This window comes from Variovorax sp. CF079 (genome assembly GCF_900101545.1).
Classification (GTDB): domain Bacteria; phylum Pseudomonadota; class Gammaproteobacteria; order Burkholderiales; family Burkholderiaceae_C; genus Variovorax.
Genome location: NZ_FMZU01000010.1, coordinates 20,962 through 41,223 on the forward strand (window position 1 = coordinate 20,962; position 20,262 = coordinate 41,223).

General features: G+C 67.6%; 17 protein-coding genes. 8 read left to right on the forward strand and 9 right to left on the reverse strand.

What is annotated here, in order from left to right; all coding sequences use genetic code 11:
- Positions 1 to 32 precede the first annotated feature (32 nt).
- Positions 33 to 1,076 (reverse strand): aliphatic amidase, encoded by a 1,044-nt coding sequence (locus BLS74_RS14675; RefSeq protein WP_093107421.1) that lies wholly within the window; start codon positions 1,074 to 1,076, stop codon positions 33 to 35.
- Between the two features lie 248 nt (positions 1,077 to 1,324).
- Here BLS74_RS14675 and bglX point away from each other — a divergent pair, with 248 nt between their 5' ends.
- Complete coding sequence (gene bglX / locus BLS74_RS14680; protein WP_244503880.1) at positions 1,325 to 3,496, forward strand: beta-glucosidase BglX; 2,172 nt, start codon at positions 1,325 to 1,327, stop codon at positions 3,494 to 3,496.
- 6 nt (positions 3,497 to 3,502) lie between these two features.
- Here bglX and BLS74_RS14685 read toward each other — a convergent pair whose 3' ends face one another.
- From BLS74_RS14685 to urtA, 7 genes are all read right to left on the reverse strand, one after another.
- Complete coding sequence (locus tag BLS74_RS14685; protein WP_093107425.1) at positions 3,503 to 3,844, reverse strand: zinc ribbon domain-containing protein; 342 nt, start codon at positions 3,842 to 3,844, stop codon at positions 3,503 to 3,505.
- Between the two features lie 14 nt (positions 3,845 to 3,858).
- Positions 3,859 to 5,091: a formamidase gene (gene fmdA, locus BLS74_RS14690; RefSeq protein ID WP_093107427.1), complete on the reverse strand. Its 1,233-nt coding sequence runs from the start codon at positions 5,089 to 5,091 to the stop codon at positions 3,859 to 3,861.
- 177 nt (positions 5,092 to 5,268) lie between these two features.
- Entirely contained in the window at positions 5,269 to 5,958 is a 690-nt protein-coding gene (gene urtE, locus BLS74_RS14695; RefSeq protein ID WP_093107429.1) for an urea ABC transporter ATP-binding subunit UrtE, read from the reverse strand.
- Between the two features lie 13 nt (positions 5,959 to 5,971).
- On the reverse strand, positions 5,972 to 6,718 hold the full coding sequence (urtD, locus tag BLS74_RS14700; RefSeq protein WP_093107431.1) for an urea ABC transporter ATP-binding protein UrtD: 747 nt from the start codon (positions 6,716 to 6,718) through the stop codon (positions 5,972 to 5,974).
- 9 nt (positions 6,719 to 6,727) lie between these two features.
- A complete protein-coding gene (gene urtC, locus BLS74_RS14705; RefSeq protein WP_093107433.1) occupies positions 6,728 to 7,933 on the reverse strand; it encodes an urea ABC transporter permease subunit UrtC in 1,206 nt (401 codons plus the stop codon).
- Between the two features lie 10 nt (positions 7,934 to 7,943).
- Positions 7,944 to 8,858, reverse strand: coding sequence for an urea ABC transporter permease subunit UrtB (gene urtB, locus BLS74_RS14710; RefSeq protein WP_093107435.1), 915 nt, complete (start codon positions 8,856 to 8,858; stop codon positions 7,944 to 7,946).
- Positions 8,859 to 8,985: 127 nt separating this feature from the next.
- Positions 8,986 to 10,248 carry an urea ABC transporter substrate-binding protein gene (urtA, locus tag BLS74_RS14715; protein WP_093107437.1) on the reverse strand — a complete coding sequence of 421 codons (1,263 nt, stop codon included), beginning with the start codon at positions 10,246 to 10,248 and terminating at the stop codon, positions 8,986 to 8,988.
- A 241-nt stretch (positions 10,249 to 10,489) separates the two neighbouring features.
- On the opposite strand from urtA, the gene BLS74_RS14720 reads away from it, so the two are divergent.
- The 3 genes from BLS74_RS14720 to BLS74_RS14730 are packed head-to-tail and all read left to right on the forward strand — an operon-like array spanning position 10,490 to position 15,837.
- Positions 10,490 to 13,870, forward strand: a complete 3,381-nt coding sequence (locus BLS74_RS14720; RefSeq protein ID WP_093107834.1) for a hybrid sensor histidine kinase/response regulator — start codon at positions 10,490 to 10,492, stop codon at positions 13,868 to 13,870.
- On the forward strand, positions 13,854 to 14,747 hold the full coding sequence (locus tag BLS74_RS14725) for a response regulator transcription factor (protein WP_093107439.1): 894 nt from the start codon (positions 13,854 to 13,856) through the stop codon (positions 14,745 to 14,747). The genes BLS74_RS14720 and BLS74_RS14725 overlap by 17 nt, the downstream gene beginning before the upstream one ends.
- Positions 14,748 to 14,784: 37 nt before the next feature.
- A complete protein-coding gene (locus BLS74_RS14730) occupies positions 14,785 to 15,837 on the forward strand; it encodes a DUF72 domain-containing protein (RefSeq protein ID WP_093107836.1) in 1,053 nt (350 codons plus the stop codon).
- Here the strand turns inward: BLS74_RS14730 and BLS74_RS14735 are convergent.
- Complete coding sequence (locus BLS74_RS14735) at positions 15,802 to 16,392, reverse strand: TetR/AcrR family transcriptional regulator (protein WP_093107442.1); 591 nt, start codon at positions 16,390 to 16,392, stop codon at positions 15,802 to 15,804. The two genes, BLS74_RS14730 and BLS74_RS14735, sit on opposite strands and share 36 nt — an antisense overlap.
- A gap of 111 nt (positions 16,393 to 16,503) precedes the next feature.
- Here BLS74_RS14735 and BLS74_RS14740 point away from each other — a divergent pair, with 111 nt between their 5' ends.
- From BLS74_RS14740 to BLS74_RS14755, 4 genes are all read left to right on the forward strand, one after another.
- Positions 16,504 to 17,526: a saccharopine dehydrogenase gene (locus BLS74_RS14740; protein WP_093107444.1), complete on the forward strand. Its 1,023-nt coding sequence runs from the start codon at positions 16,504 to 16,506 to the stop codon at positions 17,524 to 17,526.
- Positions 17,523 to 18,512, forward strand: coding sequence for a saccharopine dehydrogenase (locus BLS74_RS14745; protein WP_093107445.1), 990 nt, complete (start codon positions 17,523 to 17,525; stop codon positions 18,510 to 18,512). The genes BLS74_RS14740 and BLS74_RS14745 overlap by 4 nt, the downstream gene beginning before the upstream one ends.
- A 38-nt stretch (positions 18,513 to 18,550) precedes the next feature.
- On the forward strand, positions 18,551 to 19,687 hold the full coding sequence (locus BLS74_RS14750) for an alpha/beta fold hydrolase (protein WP_093107447.1): 1,137 nt from the start codon (positions 18,551 to 18,553) through the stop codon (positions 19,685 to 19,687).
- Between the two features lie 66 nt (positions 19,688 to 19,753).
- A complete protein-coding gene (locus tag BLS74_RS14755; RefSeq protein WP_093107838.1) occupies positions 19,754 to 20,233 on the forward strand; it encodes a hypothetical protein in 480 nt (159 codons plus the stop codon).
- Positions 20,234 to 20,262 lie beyond the last annotated feature (29 nt).

The window sequence follows — 20,262 nt, forward strand, 5'->3', positions numbered from 1 at the left end:
GCGCGGATTGTGCCCGCGCCGGCAGCGTGTCTTCAGCGATAGAGGTTGGCGGTCTCCTCGTTGGGAATGCCGTCGATCGGCGCTTCGGCGGTGCCGACCGTGGAGCGCGTGAGTGCCTCGACCCTCTCGCGCGTGGCCTGCGGGTCGGCGATCCATTGCGCGTAGAAGTCGTAGGGGCAGTCGGCCACGCCCTTGTCGCCTTCGTGCGAATTGAGGATGCCGGTGTAGCCGCGATGCAGCAGCTTGAACAGGTGGTTCTCCGACTGGCCGTTCTTGCGGAAGTCGCGGATCAGGCTTTTCGACAGCGCGGCGTACTGCACGCCCATTTCCTCTTCGCCGCACTCGCCGAGCGTGCGGCCGTCGAAGCCGATGATCGCCGAGTGGCCGAAGTACGAGTACACGCCGTCGAAGCCGGATGCATTGGCCACCGCCACATAGGTGTTGTTGGCGAAGGCCATCGCCTTCGAGATCAGGATCTGCTGTTCCTTGGCCGGGTACATGTAGCCCTGGCAACGCACGATGAGTTCTGCCCCCTTCATCGCGCAATCGCGCCAGATCTCGGGGTAGTTGCCGTCGTCGCAGATGATGAGGCTGACCTTCAGGCCCTTGGGACCCTCGCTCACGTAGGTGCTGTTGCCCGGGTACCAGCCCTCGATCGGCACCCAGGGCATGATCTTGCGGTACTTCTGGACGATCTCGCCCTGGTCGTTCATGAGGATCAGCGTGTTGTAGGGCGCCTTCTTCGGATGCTCCTCGTGGCGCTCGCCGGTGAGCGAGAACACGCCCCACACCTTGGCCTTGCGGCAGGCGGCGGCGAAGATCTCGGTCTCGGCGCCCGGCACCGTGGCCGCGTTCTCGTACATCTCGGTGCTGTCGTACATGATCCCGTGCGTGCTGTATTCGGGAAAGATCACCAGGTCCAGCCCCGGCAGGCCGGTCTTCATGCCCTCCACCATCTTCGCGATCGCCTTCGCGTTCTCCAGCACCTCGGCGCGCGTGTGCAGACGCGGCATCTTGTAGTTGACGACCGCGACGCCGACGGTGTCCTTGCTGCTCGAAATATCGCCGTGAATCATGATCGGTCCTTGTCTGTGGCCATGGATGCGATCCATTCTGCGAAGCCGGCGGACGGCGGCGAATACGTTGATTGACGTAGGGACAGCCGGGGGCCCGAGAGCCCGACGATTTTCCGAGCCATTCGGCTCACGCGAAAATGCGGGCAATGAGCGTCTGCAGATTCCCCCGCCTCGTCTTCGCCCTCCTCTTCCTTCTCGCCTGCATCACCGGTTGCGCCACGGGCCCCACGCCCGGCGGATTGACCCCGATGTCGATTGCGCGCGTCGAGTCCCTCATCGTGCGCATGACGGTGGAAGAAAAAGTCGGCCAGCTGAGCCTCTACGCGCCCGCGGGCATCGACATCGTGGCCAATCCGCAGGCCGCGCGCCAGAGCCAGGAGCAGCAGCTGGCCGACATCCGCGCCGGCCGCGTGACCGGCCTCTTCAACAACGCGGGCCTCGAAGGCAAGCGCCGGGCGCAGCAGGCGGCGGTCAACGAGTCGCGCCTGGGCATCCCGCTTCTCTTCGGCGCCGACGTCATCCACGGCTTCCGCACCGTGTTCCCGGTGCCGCTCGCGGAGGCGGCCAGCTGGGAGCCGGCCCTGGCCGAACGCACGGCGCATGCATCCGCCGTCGAGGCCACGGCCGACGGCTTCCGCTGGACCTTCGCGCCGATGGTCGACATCGCGCGCGACGCGCGCTGGGGCCGCGGCGTCGAGGGCGCCGGCGAAGACGTCTACCTGGGCCGCCAGTTCGCGGCCGCGCGGGTGCGCGGCTTCCAGGGCAAGGACCTCGGGCGCGCCGATGCGATGCTGGCCACGCCCAAGCACTTCGCCGGCTACGGCGCGGCCGAGGGCGGGCTCGACTACAACACGGTCGATCTCTCGGAGCGCACGCTGCGCGAGGTCTACCTGCCGCCCTTTCGCTCGGCCATCGATGCCGGTGCGCTGTCGATCATGAGCGCCTTCAACGAGATCGGCGGCATCCCCTCGAACGCCAACCGCAACCTGCTGACCGGCGTGCTGCGCGGCGAATGGGGCTTCCAGGGCTTCGTCGTTTCCGACTACACCGCCGACGAGGAACTCATCGCGCACGGCTTCGCGGCCGACGGGCGCGAAGCCGCCAAGCGCGCCTTCCTCGCGGGCACCGACGTCAGCATGCAGAGCGGCCTGTACATGCAGCACCTCCCCGGCCTGGTGGCTTCGGGCGAAGTGCCGATGTCCCGCCTCGACGACGCGGTGCGCCGCGTGCTGCGGATCAAGCTGCGGCTGGGCCTGTTCGACCAGCCCTTCCGCGGGCTCGAAGACGCGGCCGGCCCGCGCTTCGACAGTTCCGCGCACCAGGCGCTGGCGCGCGATGCTGCCGGACGCTCGATCGTGATGCTCAGAAACGACGGCGACGTGCTGCCGCTGTCGAAGTCGGGGCAACGCGTCGCGCTCATCGGCCCCTTTGCCGGTGCCTCCGACCTGTTCGGGCCCTGGATGGTCTTTCCCGGCCAGGCGTCGCCGGCCGGCATCGAGGAGGCGATCCGCAATTCGCTCGCCTCGCCCGAACTGCTCACGGTGGTGCGCGGCTCGGACGTCGATGCGCCGATCGCGGGCGGTATCGACGCGGCAGTCGCTGCGGCGCGCGAGGCCGACGTCGTGGTGCTTTCGATCGGCGAGAACGAGCAAATGTCGGGCGAGGCCCGTTCGCGAAGCGACATCGAGATCCCGCGGGCGCAGCAGGAGCTCGCCGACGCTGTCGCAGCCACCGGCAAGCCGGTGGTCGTGCTGCTGCGCAACGGCCGCGCGCTGGCGCTCAGGGGCGCGGTGCGCAATGCGCGCGCGATCCTGGTCACCTGGTTCCTCGGTTCGCAGACCGGGCCGGCCATCGCCGACGTGCTGTTCGGCGACGTCAATCCCTCGGGCCGGCTGCCGGTGAGTTTTCCGCAGACGCCGGGCCAGGTGCCCTACTACTACAGCCACAAGCGCACCGGCCGGCCGCAGCTCGCCGATGCGCCGGCCACCTTCTACAAGGCACGCTACCTGGACGCGAGCAACGATGCGCTGTTCCCCTTCGGCCACGGGCTGGGCTATGCACGCGTGCGCTACGAGGGCCTGGAACTGAGTAGCCCGGGCCGCATGGCCTGGGACGGCACGCTGACCGTGCGCGCGCGCATCACCAACACCGGTAAGCGCGAGGCCGAGGAAGTGGTGCAGCTCTACATCGGCAACCGCGCCGCCAGCGTCACGCGGCCGGTGCGGGAGCTCAAGAGCTTCCGCAAGGTGCGCGTGCCAGCGGGCCAGACGATGGCGGTCGAGTTCACGCTCTCGCGCGCCGACCTGATGTTCATCGGCCAGGACCTGCAGCCCACGGTGGAGCCCGGCAACTTCGACCTGTGGGTCGGACCGTCGGCGGTCGGTGGCCTGAAGACCAGCTTCAGGCTGGCGCCCGAGTGAAGCGCTTCAGTGACTGATCATCCAGGGCCGCTTCGAGGGAAAGGTCTTGGCGCCGTTCGGTGCCTTCACCGTGGCGCCTGAGCGCGCGCTCGAGCAGCAGCCACAGCCGGCCGGGTGCCTGAGTCGCGCGTAGTCGCGCGAGCTTCGCGGTTCGTGCGAGGCGCGTTCGTTGGTCTCGATCGCACGCCGCGTGCTGCCGGCCATCAGAGCCAGCTGTGGCGCATTCGCGAACACGCGCGGCGAGGCCTCGCCGCAATGCGGGCAGGCCGCAGGCTCGTTGCGTGCCGCCAGCGGGCGAAAGGCGTCGAAGCCGCCGCAGCGGCTGCAGGCGTAATCGTAGGTGGGCATCGATTCCGCCCGCCTCAGCGCAGGTCGTGCGACAGCGGCATGTCGATCGAGCCGTCGATCATCTTCGTCGGTCCTGCCGCGTTCGGATTGATGTCGAAGTCGAAGATCTGCGTCGGCAGCCAGAGCGTGGCGCAGGCGTTGGGCACGTCGACCACGCCGCTGATGTGGCCCTGCACCGGCGCGGTGCCGAGGATCGAATAGGCCTGCGCGCCCGAATAGCCGAACTTCTTCAGGTACTCGATGGCGTTCAGGCAGGCCTGGCGGTAGGCGATGTGCACGTCCAGGTAGTACTGCTTGCCGGCCTCGTCGACCGAGATGCCCTCGAAGATCAGGTAGTCGTTGTAGCTCGGCGTGATCGGGCTGGGCTTGAAGATCGGGTTCTTGATGCCGTACTTGGCCATGCCGCCCTTGATCAGGCTGACCTTCATGTGCACCCAGCCGGCCATCTCGATCGCGCCGCAGAAGGTGATCTCGCCGTCGCCCTGACTGAAGTGCAGGTCGCCCACCGAAAGGCCCGCACCATCCACGTACACCGGGAAGAAGACCTTGGAGCCGCGCGACAGATCCTTGATGTCGCAGTTGCCGCCATGCTCGCGCGGCGGCACGGTGCGCGCGCCCTCGGCGGCGGCCTTGGCCCTCGCCTCGCCCGTCATCTTGCCCATGTGGGCGGTGGCGGCGAAGGGCGGGTTGGCCAGGCCCGGCACGCGCTCCGGGTCGGTCGCGATCAAGTCGATCTCGCGCTTGTTCCACATGTCCAGCATCGGCTTGTCCGGCAGGCAGCCGATCAGGCCCGGGTGGATCAGGCCCGCGAAGTTGACGCCCGGCACATGGCGCGAGCTGGTGAACATGCCCTTGAAGTCCCAGATCGACTTTTGTGCTTCGGGGAAATGGTCGGTGAGGAAGCCGCCGCCGTTCTTCTTCGAGAAGAAGCCGTTGAAACCCCAGAGGCTGTCTTGCTTGGCGCCGATGTCCAGCAGGTCCACCACCAGCAGGTCGCCGGGCTCGGCGCCCTTCACGCCCACCGGGCCCGAGAGGTAGTGCACGGTGCTCAGGTCGATGTCGCGCACATCGTCGGCGCTGTCGTCGTTCTTGATGAAGCCGCCGGTCCAGTCGAAGGTCTCGAGGATGAAGTCGTCGCCCGGGTTGACCCAGCAGGCCATCGGGATGTCCGGATGCCAGCGGTTGTGGATCAACTCGTTCTCGGTGGGCGACTGGGTGAGGTCGACCTTGATCAGGGTGTCGGTCATGCGTGTGCTCCAGGGTTGGTTTGTGATGGATTGCGTGAGCCGCACCGAAATTCAGCGGCAAGCGAAGCGAAGCCCGTTCGGGGGACACCGTGGAACCGGCTTTGCCGGGCCACCGGTGTCGCCCCCTTGAGGGGGGATTCGGCTACACGAAGTGAGCAAGAAACGGGGGTGGTCATGTCACACGGAGAGGTAGGCCTTGATGTGATTGACGTCGGTCTTGTCGCGCGCGGTCTCGTGGACCAGGCGGCCGCCTTCGATCACGAACAGCCGATCCGCGACGTCCAGCGCGAAGCTCAGCACCTGTTCGGACACGACGATCGTGATCTGCCGCATCTTGCGGATCTCGTTGAGCGCCTTCGCGATGTCCTTGATGATCGAAGGCTGGATGCCTTCTGTGGGCTCGTCGAGCAGCAGCACCTTGGGTTCGGTGACCAGCGCGCGAGCGATGGCCAGCTGCTGCTGCTGGCCGCCCGAGAGGTTGCCGCCCTTGCGCCGCTTCATGTCGAAGAGCACCGGGAAAAGCGCATAGATCTCCTCGGGGATGCGCTTGACCTTGGCGTTCTCCAGGCCGGTCTGGATGTTTTCCTCGACCGTCAGCGTCGGGAAGATCATGCGGCCCTGCGGCACGTAGGCGATGCCCTTGGCCACGCGGCGGAAGCTCTCGTCGCGCGACACGTCCTGGCCCGCGACCTCGATTCTTCCGCTCTTGATGGGCAGCACGCCCATCAGGCTCTTGAACAGCGTGGTCTTGCCCATGCCGTTGCGGCCCATGATGGCGACGGTCTCGTTGGCCCTGGCCTCGAAGGAGATGCCGTGCAACGCCTCGCTCTGGCCGTAGGCGACGTGAAGGTCTGTCACTTGGAGCATGGGTCTCTTTCTCTCAATGACCGAGGTAGACGTCGATGACTTTCGGGTCGGCCTGCACCTTCTCCATCGGCCCTTCGGCCAGGATCTTTCCCTGGTGCATCACGGTGACCTTGTGCGCGATCTGCTTGACGAAATCCATGTCGTGCTCGATCACGATCACCGCGCGGTTCCTGCAGATGCGCTTGAGCAGCTCGGCCGTCAGCTCGCGCTCGCGCGCGCTCATGCCGGCGATGGGTTCGTCGAGCATCAGCAGCTCGGGCTCCTGCATCAGCAGCATGCCGATCTCGAGCCACTGCTTCTGGCCGTGCGAGAGCAGGCCGGCTTCGGTATGCAGCTTGCCGGCCAGGCCGATGTCATCGGCCACCGCCTGCACCTTGGCCTTGACTTCGTCGTCGCACTGGAAGGCCAGTGCACCGAACACCGAGCGCCCCTTGGGGAAGGACACCTCGAGGTTCTGGAACACGCTCAGGTTCTCGTAGATCGAGGGGGTCTGGAACTTGCGCCCGATGCCCAGGCGCACGCGCTTGTGCTCGGCCATCTTGGTGAGCTCGGTGTTCTGGAATTTGATGCTGCCGCTCGTGGCCCTGGTCTTGCCGCAGATCAGGTCGAGCAATGTGGTCTTGCCGGCGCCGTTGGGGCCGATGATCACGCGCAGCTCGTTGCGGTCGATGTAGAGCGTGAGATCGTCGATGGCCTTGAAGCCGTCGAAGGAGACGCTGAGGTCTTCCACTGCGAGCGCGAAGTCGGTGTTGCTGCTCATGAAGAATCCTCAGGCGCTCTGGCTGCCGACACCGTCGGGCAGCGAGGGTTCAGCGACAGTGCGGCTCGCCTTCGGCGGCGGCTCCGGATAGTGGGCCTGCGCGGCGGCCAGTTGCTCGGCATGCAGCTTCCGCTCGGCGGCGCGGCGCAGCCACCAGGGCTTGATATGGCTCTCCCACAGCCCGGCCAAGCCCATCGGGAAGGCGAGCGTGACGCCGATGAAGAGCGCGGCCATCAGGAACAGCCACAGATCCGGAAAGCTCTCGGAGAAGAAGGTCTTGCCCGCGTTCACCAGCAGCGCGCCGTACACCGCACCTACCAGGCTCATGCGCCCGCCGACGGCCGCGAAGATCACCATCTCGATCGAGGGCACGATGCCGACGAAAGACGGCGACATGAAGCCCACCTGCAGCGCGAACATCGCACCGCCGATGCCCGAGAGCGCGGCGGCGAGGCAGAAGGTGAAGACCTTGAAGTTCGAGACGTCGTAGCCCGAGAAGCGCACCCGGTCTTCCTTGTCGCGCATGGCGAGCAGCAGCGTGCCGAGCTTGCTCTTCTGGATCCACAGGCACAGCAGGATGCTGGCCATCAGCAGGCCGACGCAGAGGTAGTAGAGGATGTACTTGGCGCTGTCGGTGCGCGTGTCCCAGCCCAGCACCGTCTTCAGGTCGGTCATGCCGTTGACGCCGCCGGTGTAGCCCTGCTGGCCGATGATCAGCACCGACAGGATCAGCGCCACCGCCTGCGTGATGATCGCGAAGTACACGCCGCCCACGCGGCGCTTGAACATCGCGAAGCTGATCAGCCAGGCCAGTGCCGTCGGCACCGCGATCACCAGGATCACCGTCAGCGGCAGGCTCTTGAAGGGCAGCCAGAGCATCGGCAGCTCGGTGATCTGGTTCCAGTCCATGAAGTCGGGGATTCCCGGCGTCGACTGGATCTTGGTGGTCTCGGGGTCCGAGGCCTCCAGCTTCAGGAACATCGCCATCGCGTAGCCCCCGAGCCCGAAGAAGACGCCCTGCCCCAGGCTCAGCACGCCGCCGTAGCCCCACACCATCACCAGGCCGACGGCGACGAAGGCGTAGGTGAGGTACTTGCCGACCAGGTTGAGGCGGAAGATGTCGAGCGTCGCCGGCAGCACGACCGCCAGCAGGACCGCCAGCACGATCACGCTCCACAGGCCCGAGCGCTTGAACGAATCGAAAAGCGAAGTCATGTGAGAAGTCCTAGCGCCGCACCTTGACGGCAAAGAGGCCTTGCGGGCGCATCATCAGAATGAGCACGATCAGCGAGAGCGTGAGCACCTTGGCCATCGAGCCGGTGATGAAGAACTCCGAGATCGACTGCGTCTGCGCGATGCCGAAGGCCGACACCACCGTGCCCAGCAGGCTGGCCGCGCCGCCGAAGGTGACGACCAGGAAGGCGTCGACGATGTAGAGCTGGCCCGAGGTCGGCCCGGTCGAGCCGATGGTGGTGAAGGCCGCGCCCGCCACGCCGGCGATGCCGCAGCCGATCGCGAAGGTCAAGCGGTCGGTCTTCCTGGTGTCGATGCCGGTCGCGTTGGCCATCTGGCGATTGGCGACCGTGGCGCGCACGCGCAGGCCCCAGCGGCTTCGGTGCAGCGCGATCAGGATGCCCGCCGTCACGAAGGCGGTGAGCGCCAGCACGAAGAGGCCGTTGATCGGGATGTCCAGCCCCTCGGCCGGCGCCCACGAGCCCATCAGCCACTCGGGCAGCGTCGGGCTCACTTCCTTGGGCCCGATGCCGGTGCGGAAGATCTGCTGCAGCCCGAGGCTGATGCCCCAGGTGGCCAGCAGGGTGTCCAGCGGGCGCTTGTAGAGGTGCCGGATCAGCCCCCACTCCACCAGCCAGCCGGCGATGAAGGCGAACACGAAGGCCATCACGATGGCGAGCGGGAAGTAGTACGGCAGCAAGGCCGGTGCGTGCGCCTCAGTCAGCGTCGAGCCCAGGTAGATCGTGTAGGCCCCGATCGTCATGAACTCGCCGTGCGCCATGTTGATGACGCCCATCTGGCCGAAGATGATCGCCAGCCCCAGGCCCATCAGCAGCAGCACCGCGAACAGGCTCAGGCCCGCGAAGCCCTGCATCAGGCCGATGTTCAACATGTCCGAAAAGTTCATGGCGAAGATCCGATGGTTTTGACTCCTTCCCCCTCTGGGGGAAGGTTGGGATGGGGGCCAGCAGCGGTCGAATGCGCGCGCCGCATGCCCCCACCCCTGCCCCCCAGAGGGGGAGGGAGCGAAGTCCTTACTGGTAGCCTTTGGGGAACGGATCCGGCTTGATGAGCTCGCTCGACTCCGCCACCACCTTGAAGCTGCCGTCCGGCATGCCCTGCCCGATGCGCGCCTTGCTCCACAGGTGGTGGTTCGGGTCCAGCTTCACGTAGCCTTCGGGCGCGGTCTTCAGCTCGATGCCCGGCGAAGCGGCGACCACCTTGTCGACGTCGAAGCTGCCGGCCTTCTCGACCGCGGCCTTCCAGAGCCAGGGCCCGAGATAGCCGGCCTGCGTGACGTCGCCGATCACCGAGTCCTTGCCGTACTTGGCCTTGAAGGCGGCGACGAACTTCTTGTTGTTGTCGTTCGGCAGCGTCTGGAAGTACTTCATCGACGAATAGAAGCCGGCGAAGTTCTCGCCGCCCACGCCCGTCATCTCGTCCTCCGTCACCGCCAGCGTCAAGAGGAACTGCTTGTCGCCGGTGATGCCTGCGGCCTTGAGCTGTTTGTAGAAGGCGACGTTGGAGCCGCCCACCACCGCCGCGAAGATGCAGTCCGGCTTGGCGACCTTGATCTTGTTGATCAGCGAGTTGAAGTTGGTGTGGCCCAGCGGGTAGTACTCCTCGCCCTTGACCGAACCTTTCTGGAAGTTCTCGATGTGCTTGCGCGCGATCTTCATCGAGGTGCGCGGCCAGATGTAGTCGGAACCGACCAGGAAGAAGGTCTTGGCCTTCTTCTCCTTCGCGCCCCAGTCCAGACCCCAGATGATCTGCTGCGTGGCTTCCTGGCCGGTGTAGATCACGTTCTTGCTCTGCTCCAGGCCTTCGTAGAAGGTCGGGTAGTACAGGAGGCCGTTCTCCTTCTCGAACACTGGCAGCACCGCCTTGCGCGAGGCCGAGGTCCAGCAGCCGAACACGGTCGCGACCTTGTCGTTGACCAGCAGCTTCTTCGACTTCTCGGCGAAGGTCGGCCAGTCGGAAGCGCCGTCTTCCTTGATCACCTTGATCTTGCGCCCGAGGATGCCGCCCATGGCGTTGATCTCGTCGATGGCGAGCTGCTCGGCCTGGATCGAACCGGTCTCGGAAATCGCCATCGTGCCGCTGGACGAATGCAGCTGGCCGACCGTCACTTCGGTGTCGGTCACCGCGAGCTTGGTGGTGTTCACCTTGGCCGTCGGGAATTGCTGGCCGAAGGCGAGGCCACCGAGGCCCAGCATCGGCAGCGCGGCGGCGCCCTGGATCAGGCGGCGGCGCTGCTGCAGCAGCGACTCGGGGGAGGCGTTGGGGTCACGGGACATATCGAACTCTCCAGGCGGGTTGTGAAAAGGCTTTGGGTTGCTGCGCACCACCGCTGTGCATCCAGCCGGCGGTGCGACCGGCACCATGGCCGCCACTCTAGGAAGAGGACCCGGCGATCCGAATACGTCAATCAACGTATCGGGGCCCGCGCCGCCCGGCGCCACACTGCCCGCCTTGCCCACGGCCCAGCAGGAGCGCTTCTTGCAACGCATGCCTTCCACTGCCGAGCGCCGGAACACCATGCAATCTGTGACAGGCCAGAAAATCTTCAGGATTCGCCGCGACTACAACGCCTGGGTCGCCGACGAAACCCTGGAGGACTACGCGCTGCGCTACACGCCGCGCAGCTTTCGCAAGTGGTCGGAGTTCCGGGTCGCTAACACGGCCTTCGGCGCCACCTCCTTCCTCGCGCTCGAAGCCATCGGCGGCACCATCGCGCTGAGCTACGGTTTCTCGAACGCGGTGTGGGCCATCCTGGTGGTGGGCCTCATCACCTTCCTCACCGGCCTGCCGATCGGCTACTACGCAGCCAAGTACGGGCTGGACATGGACCTGCTGACGCGCGGCGCCGGCTTCGGCTATCTCGGCTCCACGCTGACTTCGCTCATCTACGCGAGCTTCACCTTCATCTTCTTCGCGCTGGAGGCGGCCATCCTCGCGCTCGCGTTGCAGCTCTACTTCGGCTGGCCGCTGCCGGCGTGCTACCTGGTCTCGTCGCTGGTGGTGATCCCGATCGTGATGTACGGCATCACGCTGATCTCGCGGCTGCAACTGTGGACGCAGCCGATCTGGATGGTTCTCTTCGTCTGCCCCTACATCGCAGTGCTGCTGAAGAACCCGCAGGCCTTCAGCGATTTCACCAGCCTCTCGGGCCGCATTTCGAGCAGCAGCGGCTTCGACGCCATCATGTTCGGCGCCGGCGCGACAGTGGCCTTCTCGCTGGTGGTGCAGATCGGCGAGCAGGTCGACTACCTGCGCTTCCTGCCGGAGAAGACGCCTGCCAACCGGCGCCGCTGGTGGGGCGCGGTGCTCGTCGCCGGCGCCGGCTGGATCGTGCCGGGCATGCTGAAGATGCTGGGCGGCGCCTTCCTGGCCTTCCTGGCACTGCAGCATCAGATCCCGAGCGAGCAGGCGGTCGAGCCGACGCAGATGTACCTGGCCGGCTTCGGCTACGTGTTCGGCAACCCGGCCTGGGTGCTGGGTGCGACCACGCTCTTCGTGGTGGTGTCGCAGATCAAGATCAACCTCACCAATGCCTATGCGGGCTCGCTGGCCTGGTCGAACTTCTTCGCGCGCCTCACGCACAGCCATCCGGGCCGCGTGGTCTGGCTGGTGTTCAACGTGATGATCGCGGTGCTGCTGATGACGCTGGGCGTCTTCGCTGCGCTCGAGAACGTGCTGGGCCTCTACAGCAACCTCGCCATCGCCTGGGTCGGCGCGCTGGTGGCCGACCTGGTCATCAACAAGCCGCTGGGCTGGAGCCCGAAGCACATCGAGTTCAAGCGCGCGCACCTCTACGACATCAATCCCGTGGGGCTTGGCGCGATGCTGGTGGCCGCGCTGCTGGGCATCGTGGCCTATGCCGGCGCGCTGGGTCCGCTGGCCCAGGCCTTCTCGCCCTTCATCGCGCTCCTGACTGCCCTCCTCGTCTCGCCGCTGCTCGCCTGGTGGACGCGCGGGCGCTACTACCTCGCGCGCAGCGGCGACACGCCCTGGGCGCCGGGCCAAAGCGTGAAGTGCTCGGTCTGCGAGAACGCCTTCGAATCGGAGGACATGGCCCATTGCCCGGCCTACAACGCGCCGATCTGCTCGCTGTGCTGCACGCTGGAGTCGCGCTGCCACGACCGCTGCAAGACCGGTTCGCGCGCGGCCGAGCAGGTCAACACCTGGTTGACGGCGCTGCTGCCGCCCGCGCTCTCGGCACGGCTCAACTTCCGCGTGGCGCGCTATCTGGTGGTGGCGAGCTCCTTCATCCTGCTGCTGGCCGTGATCATGGGCGTGGTGTACGAGCAGCAGCTGATCCAGAGCACGGTGGAGCGCGGCGCGCTGCGCGATGCCTTCCTCAAGGCCTTCGCGCTGCTCTCGCTGGCCGCGGCGCTGGGCGCCTGGTGGGTGGTGCTCGGCAGCGAAAGCCGCGAGATGGCGCAGGAGGAATCTAATCGCCACAACCACCTGCTCACGCTGGAGATCGAGGCGCACCAGCGCACCGACGCCGCGCTACAGGCGGCCAAGGACGCGGCCGAGGCCGCCAACCAGGCCAAGACGCGCTACGTGGCCGGCATGACGCACGAGCTGCGCACGCCGCTCAACAGCATCCTCGGCTACTCGCAGATCCTGTTGAAGGAGGACGGCAAGCAGATCCCGCCGCGCGACGCGCTGCAGACCATCCACCACAGCGGCGAGCACATGCTGAGCCTGATCGACGGCCTGCTCGACCTGGCGCGCATCGAAGCCGGCCGGCTGCAGCTGGAGCGCATGCCGCTGCCGCTGCCCGAGTTCCTCGACGAGGTGGTGCGCATGGTGCGGCCGCAGGCCGAGGCCAAGGGCTTGGCCTTCGTCTTCACGAAGAGCGGGCGGCTGCCGGCCTGGGTGCAGGCCGATGCCAAGCGGCTGCGGCAGATCCTGATCAACCTGCTCGCGAACGCGGTGCGCTTCACCGATGCCGGCACGGTCACGCTGCACGTCGATGCGCGGCGGCAGGTGCTGCGCTTCGACGTCGTCGACACCGGCATCGGCGTGGCGCCGCAGGACCACCAGCGCATCTTCCTGCCCTTCGAGCGCGGCGCCGCGGGCCGCCAGCGCGGCGAACCGGGCACCGGACTGGGCCTGACCATCACCGGCCTCTTGACCTCGCTGATGGGCGGCGAACTCACCTTGACCGCGAGTTCGGCCGCCGGCAGCACCTTCAGCGTGCGGGTCTACTTGCGCGAGGTGCCCGATCCCGGACCGCAGGCCGAGCCGCAACGCCAGATCTCCGGCTACTTCGGCCCACGCCGCACGCTGCTGGTGGTGGACGACCAGCCGGTGCAGCGCCAAATGCTGGCCGGCATGCTGGCGCCGCTGGGCTTCGACGTGCGCGAGGCCGCCAGCGGCACCGAGTGCCTCGACAGCCTGCGCGAGCACGTGCCCTCGGCCATCCTGCTCGACATCAGCATGGACGACATGGACGGCTGGCAGACGGCCGCCCTCGTTCGCGCCGCCGGCTTCGACGCGGTGCCGATCGTGATGGTCTCGGCCAACGTGTTCGAGAACCAGGGCGAGCGACTGCGCATGGCCGGCTGCCAGGCCTTCATCGGCAAGCCGGTGATCGAGTCCGAGCTGATCATGACGCTGGAGCGCCACCTCGGCCTGGAATGGATGGTGCCCGGCCATGCGCCGCCGCCGGCCGAAGCCGCGCCGCCGCAGCAGCTGGGCCTGCCGGAAGACGCACGCACCGAGCTGATGAGCCTGGTGCAACTCGGCCACGTGCGCGGGTTGCAGCGCGCGCTCGACCGCCTCGCGTCCGAAGACGCGACGCTGGCCGCCAGCTGCAGCTACCTGCGCCGCATGGTCATGCGCTTCGAGCTCGAGGATTTCAAGAAAGCCCTTTCGGAGGATCTGCTGCATGTATCCAACCCCTGAAAGCGAACGGCCCGTGGTGCTGGTGGTCGACGATGCGCCGAGCAGCCTGGGCGTGCTGTGCGACACGCTGGAGGCCAGCGGCTACACGGTGCTGGTGGCCGGCGACGGCGAGTCGGCGCTGCGCCTTCTGGAACTGGTGGTGCCCGACGCGATCCTGCTCGACGGCCTGATGCCGGGCTTGTCGGGCTTCGACACCTGCCGGCGCATCAAGGCCAACGCGGCGCTGGCGCACATCCCGGTGCTCTTCATGACCGGGCTGTCCGAAACGCCGCACGTGGTCGAAGGCTTCGAGAGCGGCGGCGTCGACTACGTGGTCAAGCCGATCCGCGCGCAGGAGGTGCTGGCGCGCCTGCACACGCACGCGCGCAACGCCCACATCGCGCGCATGGCGCGCGACGCGGTCGACGTGGCGGGCATGGGCGTGGTGCTGATCGACGCGCAGGGCCGCGTGGCCTGGCGTTCGCCGCAGGCCGCGCTGTGGCTGCATGCGCTGGGCGAGCCTTCGGCGCCCGGCCAGCTGCCCGCGGCGCTGGACCCGGTGCTCGCGGGCGGCGCGAGCGTGGTGCTTTCGACCTTGGCAGGCACGCGCCTGTCGGTGCGCAACCTGGGCACCGCGACGCTGGGCGAAACGATGCTGCTGCTGGCGCCGCACAAGGAAGGCGCCGCCGGCACTTCGCGCCTGGCCGATGCGGCGCTGACGCCGCGCGAGACCGAGGTGCTGTCCTGGCTCGCCAAGGGCAAGACCAACCGCGACATCGGCGAGATCCTCGGCATGAGCCCGCGCACGGTCAACAAGCACCTGGAGCACATCTTCGAGAAGCTGGGCGTCGAGACGCGCTCGGCTGCGGCGGCGTTGGCCAGCGGGCAGCTGGGCTAGGGCTTGCTGGAGAATGTGGCGCTCGCCCTGCCACACGATGCAAGACTCGCTTTTCGACGACCCGAACGAACCCGCGCCCGCTTCGCCCGCGCCGAAGAAGCGCGCAGGCCAGGCTGCTGCGGCCAAGGTCCAGCCCGCGCCGTCCGATGCGGCGCAGCGGGCGCTGGCGAAGGCGCTGCCGCCGCAACTGCGGCTCGGCACCTCTTCCTGGTTCTTCCCGGGCTGGGCCGGACTGGTCTGGGACGGCGAGTACGAGCAGTCGGTGCTGTCCAAGCACGGCCTCAAGGCCTATGCGCAGCATCCGCTGTTGCGCACCGTCAGCGTGGACCGCAGCTTCTACCGCGCGCTGTCGGCCAGCCAGTTCGCTGCCTACGCGCAGCAGGTGCCGGAAGACTTCCGCTTCGTCGTCAAGGCACCGAGCGTCGTCGCCGATGCGCTGGTGCGCGGTGAGGACGGGCGTGGCATGCAGCCCAATCCGGCCTTCCTCGATTCGGCATTGGCGGTGCAGGATTTCGTGCAGCCGGCGCTCGACGGCCTGGGCGCCAAGATCGGCGCGCTCGTGTTCCAGCTCAGTCCGCTGCCGTCGTCGATGTTGTCGCAAATGCCTGAGTTGTTGCAGCGCCTGCGGCACATGCTGCAGGCCTTGCCCGCGCTGCGCCCGAGCGCGCCGGACGGCGTGATCGCGGTCGAGGTGCGCAATCCCGAGTTCCTGACCCCGGCCTTTGCCGACGTGCTGCGCGAGGCCGGCGCCACCTACTGCCTCGGCCTGCATCCCAAGATGCCGCCGATCGGCGAGCAGTTGCCGGTGCTGCGCGCGCTGTGGCCGGGCCCGCTGGTCTGCCGCTGGAACCTGAACCGGCTGCACGGCGCCTACGGCTACGAGGAAGCCAAGCAGCTCTACGAGCCCTTCGACAAGCTCGTGGACCCGGACCCCGAGACACGCGGGACGCTGGCCCGCGTGATCGCCGCCACCACCGGCGCGGGCCATGCGGCCTACGTGACGATCAACAACAAGGCCGAGGGGTCGGCGCCGCTGTCGGTGCTGGCGTTGGCGCTATGCCTTGGCAGCCAGCCAGCCGACGATCAATGAGGCCAGGCTCGCCGCCGCCGCGGCCTCGTCGATGCGCCCGCGGACCATGTCGCGCGCGATCGCGTCGCCGGCGCCGATGATGCCGACGCAGCGCAGGCGCAATTCGTCCTCGGGCAGCTTCGAATAGGGCGCGAGCGCATCGCGGTAGAGAGCGACGTAGCTGTCGATCAGCTCGCGCTGGAAGGCGTCCATCTCCTCGTCGCCCTTGAGCGCGGCCGAGATTGCGTGCCATTCGGGTCCCACCGAAGTGAAGCAGTTCATGTAGGCGGTGCTGACCACCCGCGCCACCTCTTCCAGCCGGCGCGGCGTTCGTTCGAGCGCCAGCAGCAGCGCCGCGACCTGGCGGTTGTCGATCTGCTCGTAGAGCGCGATCAGGAGGCCCGAGCGTGTCTTGAAATGTTCGTAGGCGATCGGCTTGCTCACGCCCGCGCGCTCGGCCAGGTAGCCGAGCGTGAGGGCGTCGGTGCCCTGCTCCCGCACGATGGCGAGCGCGGTCTCGAGCAGCTGTTCGCGGCGCTCGGCCTTGGACAGCTTTTTGGGCAAAGGGTCGTTCATGGGGCGGGCTTGACAGCGTCTTTGGTCTGGATTCTACTTTCAGTAACTTACCAATAGTAAGTTACTTGACGTAGATTGCATCTTACCCAATCCCAGACAGGAGCTCCCACCATGCCAGCGCGTTCAACAAAACCCGTGCTCATCATCGGCGGCTCGGGCGTCGTCGGCGCCCAGGCCGCGAAGGCCTTGCGCCGCCTGCACCCCGAACTCCCCATCTCCATCGGCGGGCGAAACCTGGCCAGGGCCGAGGCGGTGGCGCGAGAAATCGGCCATGCAGACGCGATGGCGATCGACCTCGCGCGCGCCGACCTGGGCCAGCCCGCCGGCAAGCGCTACAGCGCCATCGCGATGTTCCTGAAGGACGACACGATGCATTCGCTGGACTATGCGCAGGCGAACGGGCTGCCCTACCTCAGCGTCTCCAGCGCCAGCTTCGAGGTCGGCCCCGAGGTGGCCTGGTTCATCCGCAGGCCGGCCAGCGCACCGGTGCTGATGGCCAGCAACTGGCTGGCCGGCGTGGCCACCTTCGCAACGCTGCAGTTCGCGGCCGGATTCGAGCGCGTCGAGACGATCGAGATCTCACTGGTACTCGACGAGCAGGACATGGGCGGTCCGGCGGCCTACGTGGACTACGAGCGCATCACGCAGGCCGCGGCGAGCGCGCAGATCCTGAAGAACGGGCAGTGGATGTGGGCCACCGGCGAAGACGCCGCGCGCCGCTTCAAGGACTCGGAAGGTGTCGAACAACAGGGCCAGGCCTACGCGCCGCTGGACGTGCTGAGCCTGGGCGCCGCCACCGACGCCCATTCGATCCGCGTGGACCTGGCCGTCGGCGAAAGCGCCTCGCGCCGGCGCGGCGAGCCCTTCTCCACAGAAATCATCATCGAGATGAGCGGCCGGCTGAAGAGCAACGGCCAGCCAGGCCGCACGCGCCATGTGCTGGTGCATCCGGGCGGCCAGGCGCCCGTGACGGCTGTGGGCGTGGCGCTCGGCATCGAGCGCCTGCTGGGCCTGGCCGGCGGCGCCGCGGCGCCGCCGGGGCTCTACCTGCCCGACGTGCTGATCGAGCCGGGCTATGCGCTTCGGCGCCTGCAGGAGGCCGGCTTGCAAGTCGTCGAGGGAGCCCTGGCATGAAGCCCGTCCTGTTCATCGGCGGCTCCGGCCAGGTGGGCAGCCGGGCCGTGCGCACGTTGCGCCAACTCCAGCCGGGCTTGCCGATCGCGATCGGCGCTCGGGACATGGACAAGGCCGGTGCGCTCGCACGCGAGATCGGCGGCGCCGGCGCCGTGATGATCGACCTGGCCCGCAGGGACCTTGGCCTGCCGGCCGATGCAGGCTACAGCGCCGTGGTCGTGCTGCTGAAGGACGCTGGCCTGCACTCGATGCGGTTTGCCCAGGCCCGCGGCCTGCCCCATGTGTCCTTCTCCGATTTCGTGTTCGACATCGGGCCGGAGGTGGCGCTCCATGTTCGCAAGCCGAACAGCGCGCCCATCCTGTTGCTGGGCCAGTACCTGGGCGGCACGGCGGCGCTCGCCGCGCTGCATTTCGCGCGCGAGTTCCGCCGCGTCGATTCGATCGCGATCGGCGGGCTGCTCGATGCCGACGACCTCGGCGGGCCGGTTGCGCAGGCCGACATCGAACGCCTGGGCCACGGCACGCCGCGCCCGCTGCTGCGGCATGAAGGCCGCTGGCTGTGGGCGAACGAAGCGCAGGCGAAGCGCCGCTTCGTCGATGCCGACGGCGTCACGCACGAGGGGCAGGCCTACCCGCTGCTCGACGTGGTGAGCCTCGCGGCCGCGACCGGCGCGCCGTCGATCCGGGTCGATCTCGCCCTCAGGGAGGGCCGGCGCCGCGCGGCGCCCTCGCACGAGGTGATCGTGGAGATCGCGGGTGAGCAGCAGGGTGGCCGGCAAGGCGTCACGCGCCACGCGCTGATCGACGGCGACGTCTACTCGGGCCTCAGCGCGCGTGGCGCGGCCCTGGCGGTCGAGCGTCTGCTCGGCCTGGCCGGCGGCTGGGCGGTCGTGCCGGGGCTTTACCACCCCGAGGAGTTGCTGGATCCGGCCTATGTGGTCGAGCGGCTCCAGGGCTTCGGCACGGAAATCCGGCGCTTGCCTTAGCCGGTCCGGCCGGGTACCGGCCATCTGGTCGATTGACCATGGGAGACAAACGTCCTCAACTAAAGGCTGTGCAGAAATCGAGTTATCTATCCGCCGCCGGCCCGCCGCGCCCGCGACAGGAAATCCGCTTCGCGCGCGGCCATGACCAGGTGCAGCTGGCCTATGCGATGTCCGGCAGCGGCCCGCTGCTGATCAAGGCCGCGACCTGGCTGTCGCACCTGGAGTACGACTGGGAGAGCCCGGTCTGGCGCCACGTGCTGCACGGGCTCTCAGCCAACGCCACCTTCGTGCGCTACGACGAGCGCGGCTGTGGCCTGTCGGATTGGGAGGTCGACGATCTCGGCTTCGACAGCTGGCTGAGCGATCTCGAAACCGTGGTCGACGCGCTGAGCACCGAGCGCTTCGGCCTGCTCGGCATCTCGCAAGGTGCGTCGATCGCCATCGCCTACGCGGCGAAGCATCCGGATCGCGTCAGCCACATGGTGCTGCATGGCGGCTATGCGCGCGGGCGCCTGGTGCGCAGCAACACGGCCCTGCAGCGCGAAGAAGCCGAGATGATGTGCAAGCTGGCCGAACTGGGCTGGGGCAAGGAGGACGCGTCGTTCCGCCAGTTCTTCACCAGCCAGTTCATTCCGGGAGGCTCGGCCGAACAGCACCGTTGGTTCAACGAGCTGGAGCGCATCTCCAGCTCGCCCGCCAACGCCGCGCGCTTCATGCGCGAGTTCAACCGCATCGACGTCACGCATCTTCTGGCCGAAGTGCGCTGTCCCACCTTGGTGCTGCACAGCATGCGCGATCTTCGCGTGCCCTTCGCCGAGGGGCGGCTGATCGCGAGCGGCATCCGCGGTGCGCGCTTCGTGCCGATCGACAGCGGCAACCACCTGCTGCTCGACGAGCCCGGCTGGGCGCATTGGCTCGCCGAGGTGCGCAGATTCCTGCCCGCCGCTGCGCCGGCGCACGACCCGGTGTTCGATGCGCTCACCGGCCGCGAGCGCCAATTGCTCGAACTGCTGGCCCAGGGCCGCGACAACGCACAGATCGCAGCGACGCTAGGCCTGTCGGAAAAGACGGTGCGCAACCACCTGACCAGCGTGTTCGCCAAGCTGGAGGTCGACAACCGGGGCCGCGCGATCGTGCTGGCGCGCGACTCGGGCTTCGGCAAGCTGACCGCGTGATGCACCGCGCCGGCGATGGCGCAAATCTTCAAGACCAGGCCGGCGCCGCTGCCTATTCTCGGCAGCATGACCAAGACGACCTTCAGCCTCGCCGCCTGCATCCTTCTCGCCGCGCTCGCGATGCACCAGAGCGTGCATGCCGTGGACTCGGCATCGCTGCCGGCGTCGATCCGCCTTGCGAACGCGAGGGCGCTGATCGAAGCCAAGGACTGGAAAGGCGCCATCGCGGAACTGCAGGGCGTGGACGCCCCGAACAATGCCGACTGGAACAACCTGATGGGCTTCAGCCTGCGCAAGGCCAGGACGCCCGACTATGCGGCCGCAGAACGCTTCTATGACACCGCGCTGCGCATCGAGCCCAGCCACCGCGGGGCGCTCTCGTATTCCGGCGAGCTCTACCTGGTGCTGGACAAGCTGCCCAAGGCGGAGCAGCGGCTGGCGACGCTGAAACTGGTCTGCAACAACGCATGCTTCGAACAGGAGCGGCTCAGCCAGGCCATCGAGCGCTACAAGGCAGCCGGCAACAAGTACATCCCCGAGCCCTGAGATCTGCCGCGGCGCTGCAAAATGGCGCC

Excerpts from the sequence above, each read along its gene's own strand:
- BLS74_RS14755 (WP_093107838.1), top strand. The coding sequence starts at position 19,754 with ATGACCAAGACGACCTTCAGCCTCGCCGCCTGCATCCTTCTCGCCGCG.
- BLS74_RS14685 (WP_093107425.1), bottom strand. The coding sequence starts at position 3,844 with ATGCCCACCTACGATTACGCCTGCAGCCGCTGCGGCGGCTTCGACGCC.
- urtA (WP_093107437.1), bottom strand. The coding sequence starts at position 10,248 with ATGTCCCGTGACCCCAACGCCTCCCCCGAGTCGCTGCTGCAGCAGCGC.
- urtE (WP_093107429.1), bottom strand. The coding sequence starts at position 5,958 with ATGCTCCAAGTGACAGACCTTCACGTCGCCTACGGCCAGAGCGAGGCG.
- BLS74_RS14675 (WP_093107421.1), bottom strand. The coding sequence starts at position 1,076 with ATGATTCACGGCGATATTTCGAGCAGCAAGGACACCGTCGGCGTCGCG.
- urtB (WP_093107435.1), bottom strand. The coding sequence starts at position 8,858 with ATGAACTTTTCGGACATGTTGAACATCGGCCTGATGCAGGGCTTCGCG.
- BLS74_RS14725 (WP_093107439.1), top strand. The coding sequence starts at position 13,854 with ATGTATCCAACCCCTGAAAGCGAACGGCCCGTGGTGCTGGTGGTCGAC.
- BLS74_RS14750 (WP_093107447.1), top strand. The coding sequence starts at position 18,551 with ATGGGAGACAAACGTCCTCAACTAAAGGCTGTGCAGAAATCGAGTTAT.
- urtC (WP_093107433.1), bottom strand. The coding sequence starts at position 7,933 with ATGACTTCGCTTTTCGATTCGTTCAAGCGCTCGGGCCTGTGGAGCGTG.
- fmdA (WP_093107427.1), bottom strand. The coding sequence starts at position 5,091 with ATGACCGACACCCTGATCAAGGTCGACCTCACCCAGTCGCCCACCGAG.
- BLS74_RS14720 (WP_093107834.1), top strand. The coding sequence starts at position 10,490 with ATGCAATCTGTGACAGGCCAGAAAATCTTCAGGATTCGCCGCGACTAC.
- BLS74_RS14730 (WP_093107836.1), top strand. The coding sequence starts at position 14,785 with ATGCAAGACTCGCTTTTCGACGACCCGAACGAACCCGCGCCCGCTTCG.
- bglX (WP_244503880.1), top strand. The coding sequence starts at position 1,325 with ATGTCGATTGCGCGCGTCGAGTCCCTCATCGTGCGCATGACGGTGGAA.
- BLS74_RS14735 (WP_093107442.1), bottom strand. The coding sequence starts at position 16,392 with ATGAACGACCCTTTGCCCAAAAAGCTGTCCAAGGCCGAGCGCCGCGAA.
- BLS74_RS14740 (WP_093107444.1), top strand. The coding sequence starts at position 16,504 with ATGCCAGCGCGTTCAACAAAACCCGTGCTCATCATCGGCGGCTCGGGC.
- BLS74_RS14745 (WP_093107445.1), top strand. The coding sequence starts at position 17,523 with ATGAAGCCCGTCCTGTTCATCGGCGGCTCCGGCCAGGTGGGCAGCCGG.
- urtD (WP_093107431.1), bottom strand. The coding sequence starts at position 6,718 with ATGAGCAGCAACACCGACTTCGCGCTCGCAGTGGAAGACCTCAGCGTC.